The 8,854-nt window shown below is 49.6% G+C and carries 7 protein-coding genes; all 7 read right to left on the bottom strand.

What is annotated here, in order from left to right; genetic code table 11:
• The coding region (locus QVO97_RS03020; protein ID WP_288188758.1) for a xylulokinase at positions 1–1,256 on the bottom strand (1,256 nt) is incomplete at its 3' end.
• A 161-nt stretch (positions 1,257–1,417) separates the two neighbouring features.
• Entirely contained in the window at positions 1,418–2,857 is a 1,440-nt protein-coding gene (araA, locus tag QVO97_RS03015; protein WP_022358939.1) for an L-arabinose isomerase, read from the bottom strand.
• Between the two features lie 23 nt (positions 2,858–2,880).
• Positions 2,881–3,993 carry a GntR family transcriptional regulator gene (locus QVO97_RS03010; RefSeq protein ID WP_022358938.1) on the bottom strand — a complete coding sequence of 371 codons (1,113 nt, stop codon included), beginning with the start codon at positions 3,991–3,993 and terminating at the stop codon, positions 2,881–2,883.
• A 32-nt stretch (positions 3,994–4,025) separates the two neighbouring features.
• A complete protein-coding gene (locus tag QVO97_RS03005; protein ID WP_022358937.1) occupies positions 4,026–4,997 on the bottom strand; it encodes an ABC transporter permease in 972 nt (323 codons plus the stop codon).
• 10 nt (positions 4,998–5,007) lie between these two features.
• Positions 5,008–6,507, bottom strand: coding sequence for a sugar ABC transporter ATP-binding protein (locus QVO97_RS03000; protein ID WP_022358936.1), 1,500 nt, complete (start codon positions 6,505–6,507; stop codon positions 5,008–5,010).
• 18 nt (positions 6,508–6,525) lie between these two features.
• Positions 6,526–7,497: an ABC transporter permease gene (locus QVO97_RS02995; RefSeq protein ID WP_022358935.1), complete on the bottom strand. Its 972-nt coding sequence runs from the start codon at positions 7,495–7,497 to the stop codon at positions 6,526–6,528.
• Between the two features lie 137 nt (positions 7,498–7,634).
• The gene (locus tag QVO97_RS02990) at positions 7,635–8,834 is read right to left on the bottom strand and encodes a sugar ABC transporter substrate-binding protein (protein ID WP_022358934.1); all 1,200 of its coding nucleotides are present in this window, start codon (positions 8,832–8,834) and stop codon (positions 7,635–7,637) included.
• Positions 8,835–8,854 lie beyond the last annotated feature (20 nt).

Below are 8,854 nucleotides of genomic sequence, written 5' to 3'. Positions count from 1 at the left end.
ATGTCCAGACCATATTTCAGGGTTGCCAGAGAACTGTATAAGTGGGTACGCATGAAGTTTGCCAGTCCCAGCTTGCTGTCCGGACGGCGCATAAACAGCGGGCGTCCCTCCTCGAAGTCGGTGATCGGCTCGCCGGAGAGGTAGCAGTAGGACATCAGTCCGCCGCAGTCTTCATCGCCCTCAAGCGCCTTGCGGTACAGGGTTCCAAACAAGGTGTTGCGGTCTGTTTTCTGACCCATCAGCTCATAGAACTCTTCAAACAGACCTACCCAGGCATTCAGATCGGAGGTACAGTTGTTGCAGTGAACCATGCCGACCAGATGACCGTCCGGCGTAGTTACCATGTCAATCTCCTGGTGAACCGTCTCCAGAGTCTTTTCCAGAACAACCATTGCAAATACAGAAGTTCCGGCAGATACGTTACCGGTGCGGACTGCCACACTATTGGTTGCAGTCATACCGGTTCCTGCATCGCCCTCCGGCGGGCACAGCGGAATGCCAGCTTCCAGATTGCCGCTCTCATCCAGCAGCTTCGCGCCTTCTTCAGTCAGCGTTCCCGCCTCATCGCCAGCGCTCAGAACCTCCGGCAGAAGGTCGCGCAGCTTCCACGGATATCCCTTTGGAACCATCATTTCTTCGAACTTATCCAGCATTTCAGCATCATACTGTCCGGTTGCCGGGTCGATCGGGAACATACCCGAAGCATCGCCGACGCCAAGTACCTGCTTACCGGTCAGTTTCCAATGTACATATCCGGCTAAGGTGGTCAGGAAATGCACGCGGGATACATGCTCCTCGCCGTTGATCACCGCCTGATACAGGTGTGCAATACTCCATCTCTGCGGGATATTATAGTTAAACAGGTCCGTCAGGCGTCTTGCTGCCTCGGCGGTCATCGTATTTCTCCAGGTACGGAACGGAACGAGCAGTTTTCCGTCCGCATCAAATGCCATATAGCCGTGCATCATGGCGCTGACGCCCATCGCACCAACCTTTTTAAGCGTTAAACCGTATTGTTTCTTCACATCGACAGCCAGATCCGCGTAGCAGTCCTTTAAGCCTTTCCAGATATCTTCCAGGGAATAGGTCCAGATACCATTTTCCAGACGGTTTTCCCACTCATAGCTCCCCTGCGCGATCGGCGCGGTCGTGCCGTCCGTCAAGACTGCCTTGATTCGGGTCGAACCAAATTCAATTCCGAGCGCTGTATTTCCGCTCTCTATGTCTTTCTTGATCTCTTCCGCACTGCGGCCCATATCCATCCTCCTCATTGTAGCAAAAAGCGCACCGCCGCCGGAATTTTCATCCCCTTGGCTGCGGCACGCCCCGTCATTCATAACTATTCTATTTTCACAGTTGTGACAAAAACTTATGCAGTTACGTCTTTTTCAAAAATTTTTATCTTTCAAACGCCCTATTATTTCATAAAGAATTTCTGTAAATCAGCCTCTGTCGTATCTTCGCCGATTGTAATTAACTCGGTACCAGTCAGACGCGCGAACATAGCGATGTCATCTCTCGTCAGAGCGGTAGATACAACGGAGTGATGAGCGCCGCCTGCGTAGCACCATGCAGCCGTACCGATCTGGAAGTTCGGTTTATGACGGTACATAATTCTCGCTACCGGAAGTTTTGGCATCGGTTTCGGCTGTTTTACAAGCTCGATATCTGCACAGATGATGCGGAAATGATCGCCCATATCTACCATCGTTACCTGGATACCATCGCCGGTCACGCCGTCGAAAATCAGTCTTGCCGGATCTTCCTTGCCGCCGATACCCAGCGGAATTACATCGATCTCCGGTTTAGTTGCTGCAAATGCCGGCGGAACCTCCAGCATATGGGAAGCTAACTCTAACTCCTGTCCCGGAGTCAGATCGTAGGTGTAATCCTCGATAAAGCCGGTTGCGCCCTCTTTGCCCTCGGACATCTTCATCAGGACTGCAGACAGAGCGGAAATCTTGTAATCACCCTCCGGACCAAAGCCGATGCCTTTGCCCATCAGGTTCTGAGCTGCGATACCCGGAAGCTGCTTTAAGCCATGCAGATCCTGGAAGGTGTCTGCAAATGCACCGATCCCGTTCGCGGAGAGGAATTTCTCCAGACCCACTTCGTATTTAGCCTGCTCGCGGACAGAATCAATGCGGTCGGTCTTCATTGTATACTTATCAGTATACTCTTTCATCTTCGCGTCGATCTCTTCCTCGGTTACCTGGTTGATGATGTCAACCAGATCGCCCAGTGCATAGTAGTTGCACTCCCAGCCGTATTTGATCTGGCTCTCTACGCGGTCGCCGTCGGTAACCGCCACCTCGCGCATGTTGTTGCCGAAGGAAGCTACCTTTAAGGACTTAGAGTAGGAGATAGCCTTTGCAACGGATGCAAACTGGCGGATCTTTGCTACCACATCGTCATGTTTGTAATATCCAGCTACAACCTCATGCGGAATACCCATTCTGGCAACGATGAAGCCGTACTCACGGTCGCCATGTGCGGACTGGTTCAGGTTCATGAAATCCATGTCGATCTCATCATACGGAAGTTTCTCATTTGCCTGTGTATGTAAATGAAGCAGCGGTTTTCTTAATTCCTGCAGACCTTTGATCCACATTTTTGCAGGGGAGAAGGTGTGCATCCATGTGATAACGCCGACACAGTCATCATCATTCGAAGCTTTCCGCATATCCTGAATACAGATTTCAGAAGTCTCTACGGTTGGAAGAAGTTCGATCTCTGCCAGATCGCCCACTTTTTCGTTTAAGAATGCAACCATCTGACGGCTGTCTTCTGCAACCTGTTTCAGGCATTCCTCTCCGTATAAGTCCTGGGAACCCACAATAAAGTATAACTTTTTCATTTTAATCTGCCTCCTTGTCATTTTCAATGTATATCCCGAACCGAATTTCCGTTGTTAAACATCACTGGAAACCGGTACGAATACTTCTTTTCCTGCCAGTCCGGATCCTCTATCATCCGCAGAAGATTACGCGCTGTCAGCCGCCCAAGATTGTACTTGGGATGAATCACGGACAGGATCGTGAGATCCCCCTCCTGCGCCGGTCCGGCATCATCAAACGATACCAGGGAAATATCTTCCGGCACACGCAGCCCACGGTCCTTTAAAAAATCCATATAGCTGCCTGCCACCTCGTCGTTGTAGAGGATCATCGCGGTACAGTCCTTCGTCCGGCGGTACATCCGCTGGAGTCCCTTTTTGCTTAATTTCTCTTCCATATCCCGGGTCGAATACCAGCGGATCCAGTCCTCCTGGAAATCGATCCCGAAATCCGACAGGCACTCAATAAAGCCGCGGTAACGCTCGATCCCCTGCCAGTCATCGTATTTGAAAATACCGCCGATCCGGGTATGTCCGTTCTGTATCAGAATCCGCGTCAGCTCATAGCCCGCGCGCGCATCCGACATCTCCACGCTGTCAAACGTCTCATTCTGGTAATGATTGTGAATAAACAGCGTCGGAATATTTCTCCGCCGTATCTCCTTGTAAAGCCGCAGATTCGGATTCGGGAAACTGGAACGCGTCCCCTCGATGATGAGTCCGGACACATTGCGCCCCAGCATCCCCTTGAGATACAGAGCCTCGTCATTTAAGCGGTTGCGCGTGACTGAAACGCTGATCTCATAGCCTTCCTCCCGCAGGACGGACTCGATTCCCTCATACACCTGCGGAAACAGGTAATCTGAAAAATAACTGAGAATCAGTCCGATGCGGGGACGTTCTTCCTTATTCTTCTCCGGCGCGTAGGAAACGTAGGTGCCGCTTCCCTTGACCCGGGCAATCAGCCCGTCCTGCTCCAGGCGGTCGAGCGCGTTGCGGACCGTCTGGCGGGAGTATCCAAATTTATTCTGGAGCATGTGCTCGGACGGAAACTTGTCCATATTCCGGAGCACCCCGCTCATAATCAGCGTCCGACCCCAGTTGTAGAGCTTCTGATATTTAAGTCCATCCTGATTCCGGCTGCTGTTCTCCCTCATACTGTAACCTCCAGATGTCGCTTTCGTCTGTCCTATTTGATAACCTGCAGGGACTGTCGGTCTGCGAATACAGCTACGAATATCAGGAATACAACACCCTGGATGAGCTGCATCATCTGTGTGGTAAAGCCCATCATCGTCAGACCACTGTTCAGGACGATGTACAGAAGAGAACCAACGATGATATTCTCAAAACGTACCTTCGCACCACCGGAAATCGGCATACCGCCCAGTACCAGTGCAATCAGGATCTGGGTCTCAAGCTGGTTACCACCGGAAGAAGTAACCGAACCAACCTTGATAACATTGATAAATGCGGCAAATCCTGTGATCGCACCTGCCAGTGTGTAGATAAGGAACTTCATGCGGTCGGTACGGATGCCGGAGAACATCGCTGCTTTCTCACCTGCTCCGATCGCCTTTAAATAAGTACCAAACTTGGTAAAGCGGAATAAAATAAATCCGATAATCAGGACCGCCAACGTACAAGCCAGCTTTAATTCAGTGCTGTCGAAGTTGATTAACATCGCAGAGCCGGCTACCGGCGCGTTGGTCGTCAGATATTTGATAAATCCACGGAATAAGAACATCGTACAAATCGTAACGATGAAGGATTTAATCTTGCGGTATACATAGAAGTAACCGTTGATGGCGCCGATCGCTGCACCAACCGCGATACCTGCCACAATCGCCAGTGGAATGCTGGTCTTGGAAACCATGCAGACAACAATCGATGCAATACCAAGAATGGAACCCTGGGAGAAATCCAGACCGCCCATCGTCATGATAAAGAATACGCCGGTTGCCGAAATCATGGTGACATACACCTGGGAAAGTACCAGAGGAAGGTTATTCATCATCCGGAAATTCGTCAGGGCATTGAACATAAGAAAGATGATAATCAGTCCCGCAATCGGCAGAAGCGAACGGATCATCGTCATTTTTGATAACTTTTTGAGCTGCTGCTCTTTATTTTCCGTACTTGTCTTAACTTGATTCTCCATTGCATCCTCCTTATACCATCATCGTGATCAGGCTGTTCTCATCCATCGCCTCATCACGTTCCAGCTCACCGCTGATCTTGCCGTCCTTCATGATAATGATGCGGTCGCACATACCAATCAGCTCCATCAGCTCCTCGGAAATCATGATAATCGATTTTCCGTTCTTTCTCATCTGGTTCATTAACTGGTAAATGTCCTGTTTAACCTTGATATCAATACCACGGGTCGGACTGTCGAGAACGACAATATCGGAATCTTTTCCAATCCATCTTGCCAGAACGACCTTCTGCTTATTACCACCAGAAAGCTCCGAAACGAACTGGTTTACGTTTACCATCTTAACGGACATCTGTTTTGCAAACTGGTTGGAAAATTCTCTTAATTTCTTATCGCTCAACAGGTGAAGCTTGTTTGCCAGCGAATCCAGGGACGGCAGGCAGATGTTGTCGCCGATGCTCTGGTTTAAAACGACTGACTCATTATCACGATCCTTCGATGTATACGCGATGCTGTGCTTGATCGCGCCCGGGATATCGTTGATCTGCGTTCCGTCTGCCAGCTGTACCGTACCGGTTCTGTCATAGGAAGCGCCAAAGATTGCTTTGCCGATCTCATGCATACCGGACTCGGACAGACCGCCAAAGCCAAGGATCTCGCCCTTGTGAAGATCAAAGCTGACATCCTCGATGAGTCCCGGAACCGTCACGTTCTTAACAGAAAGAACGACTTCATCTGATACTTTCTCGCCGTAATCCGCACGGTAATAATCACCTGTTACCTCACGGCCTACCATCAGACGTTTCAGATCGTCCTCGGTCACATCCTTGCTCTTGACGGTATCAATGTAAACGCCGTCGCGCAGGATCGTGATGGTATCTGACTTCTCCAGAATCTCCGGAAGGTCATGGGAGATAAAGATAACCGTGTTGCCGCTCTCACGGATGCGGTTCATGTGTTTGTAAAGTTCTTCACGGCCTTCCTGGGAAAGTGCCGTGGTCGTCTCATCGATGACAACAATCTTCGGATTGAAGTAGGTTGCCTTTACGATCTCGACCAGCTTCCGATCCTCGAAATTGTAGTTGTCGATGATGTCTGCCGCCTTGATGCGCTCGAAGCCGTACTGTTTCAGAAGCTCCGTCGCCTTTTTATTCATGGCATTTGTATTTTTAATTCCCATATGTACGAACTGATCTTCGTGTCCCAGGAATATATTTTCCGCTACTGTAAGTCCCGACAGGGTTCCTAACTCCTGTACGATAATAGAAACACCCTCGTTGTTGGCTTCTACCTGATTCTTCGGATGAATCTCTTTCCCATCCAGAATGAAGGTACCGCTTCCGATACTGTAGATGCCGGTCAGCATGTTGGTCAGCGTCGATTTACCGGAACCATTCTCTCCGATCAGCGCGTGAACCTCGCCTTTATTGACATTAAAAGACACATTCTGAACTGCCTTCGTGATACCGAAGGACTTGCAAAGATTTTTTACCTGTAATCTTACCTCGCTCATTGCATTTCCTCCCTCGATTTACTTGACAATCTCGCCTTTTTCTGCTTTTGTGGTCAGCGTGATGATAATTAACAGTGCCAGACCTGTAATAACGTCCTGGATCGCTGTCGGTGCGCCCATCGCGATGAAACCAAAGAAAATAATGTTGATAACAAACTCGCCGATGACGATCGCCTGCAGCGGCATGCCGTATTTCTTAAACGCCAGACCGAAGAAGCATCCCATCGTCGGAACGAAGTTACGGCTCATCGACGCCATACCGGTTACCGCTACCATGGAGGAACCGTAGCTGATCGTTAAAATCGCCATAACGCCTAAAAATGCGCCGCTTAAGATAAATGCAAGTACTTTGTACTTATTAACATTGATACCCATGTTTTTCGCTACGAACTCGTTGCTGCCGATCGCATATGTATACGTACCAATCTTTGTATAATTTAAGAAAATGTAAGCTGCCACACATGCCAGAAGTGCCAGAATAATGTTCCACGGCATCTGTCCGAATGCACGGAGGTTGGACGGAAGCGTCTGCTCCACGCCGCCTGCGATGTAGTTGGCAACCGACTCATAGATAAGAGCCAGACCCGTCGTTACAATCATGGACGGGATACGGAGTTTTACATAAAAAATACCGTTTAAAAGTCCGACAATGGTACCAGTCAGCACGCTGCCGATGATAAGACCGGCATATCCCATGCCGAAACGAGAGGCAAATACACAGCCTACAATCGCTGAAAGCATGATGTTCGCGCCGATGGAGAAATCGAACATACCCATAACCATAACAAAGTAAAAACCAACAGCGCCAACCGTCGCGATCAGGCTGGCCTGAAAATAACTCAGCATATTGGCCGGAGAACCAAAATTGCCCGGCGTCAGAACTTTAAAAATCGCCCAGGAAAGCACTACCAGGCCTACCAGGATGATATAACCCTTGGCAGTTCCCGAAAGTTTTTTCTTTCCGGTTGTTTCAACAACAGAAGAACCCATATTTTATACCTCATTCATAACTGCTCAGTCTCTTTTTTCTTTTAAAGAAAAGACCGGCATCGCGCCGTGCGATACCGGCCTTTTCTATTACATTCAGCCTCTTAAAATTCTATAATTTGAATCCGTTTCTGAATTAATTAGTTGCCTGCTCTCTGTGCAGCATCCTCAATGGAGATACCAGCTGCAGTTGCTTTCAGGTCATCCAGGCTAAGCTCGGACATAGCTACCAGTTCCTCATCGGTGTATGGAAGCTGATCTACGAAGTACTGCTCATATGCTTTGTAGTCGTCCGGAGAAGATACATACAGATACGGGAACGGAACATCCTCGAAGCTGCCCTCGATACCTGTGTAGTTACCCTTGATTGCGTTGTAAACCATCATGAAAGCGATAAGCGGATCGCAGTAATGTCCGCCAGACTCACCAGCCATGGAACCATTCTCAAGTCTCTCTCCCAGATCCGGAAGGAAGTCTGTGGAAACGATGTCGATATCCTGAGTCTTGCCTGCACGCTCAACTGCTGCGATAGCGCCCTGAAGCGGGTCACCGCCGCCGCCTGCCGGAATCAATGCATCCAGAGTCGGATCTGCGGACATCAGAGCCTCTGCTGCCTTGGAACCACCCTCAGAAGAAGTACCTGCGTACTGCGGCTCAGAAAGCTTCGCCTGATCATCCGGATGCTCTGCATTCCATTTCTCAACACCAGCTTTGTAGCCTTCCCATCTGCCAAGCCAGGTAGCGTCGCCCTGCTCCCAGCCGATCAGACCGATGTTTCTGTCGCCCTTGTCCAGAAGAATCTGAACTAATTTTTCACCGTTCTCCGGCTCGTTCTCATGAACAGCACCGATGTAGTACGGTGATGCAGTTGCTAAATCATAGATATCTTTGCTGTTCTCCTGGCTGATAACACGGAAGAACTGTGCCAGATATACTTTATTGTCATTACATGTCTTGATAGCGGATGTCATCTCTGTATCAGAAGAGTTGCAGATGATGATACCCTGGCATCCTGCTGCAGCTAACTGCTCTACGGATGCGGTAACCTTCTCAGATACGTGACCCTGGTCAACGTACTGAACCTGAACACCCAGAGCCTTTGCTGCCTCATCGATGATCAGCTTACACTGGGAACCAAGTACATCGGTGGAGGACCAGATGGAAACACCGATCTTGATGTCTTTGTTGTCGATCGTCGAAGCTGCTGCCTCGCTTCCTTCTGCAGAAGCATCTGCTGCCTGTGTCGCATTTGCTGCTCCAGAGCCGCCGCATGCGGTCATGCTCACTGCCATCGCTGCTGCTGTCACGGATGCAGCGGCACGTTTGAACATTTTTTTCATTCTTACTACCTCCCATAAAC

Source organism: Clostridium sp. CAG:43 (assembly GCF_000434655.1).
Lineage (GTDB): Bacteria > Bacillota > Clostridia > Lachnospirales > Lachnospiraceae > Otoolea > Otoolea fessa.
Note: the sequence above shows the minus strand (reverse complement) of the source record. Positions and strands in the feature narration are given on the sequence as shown.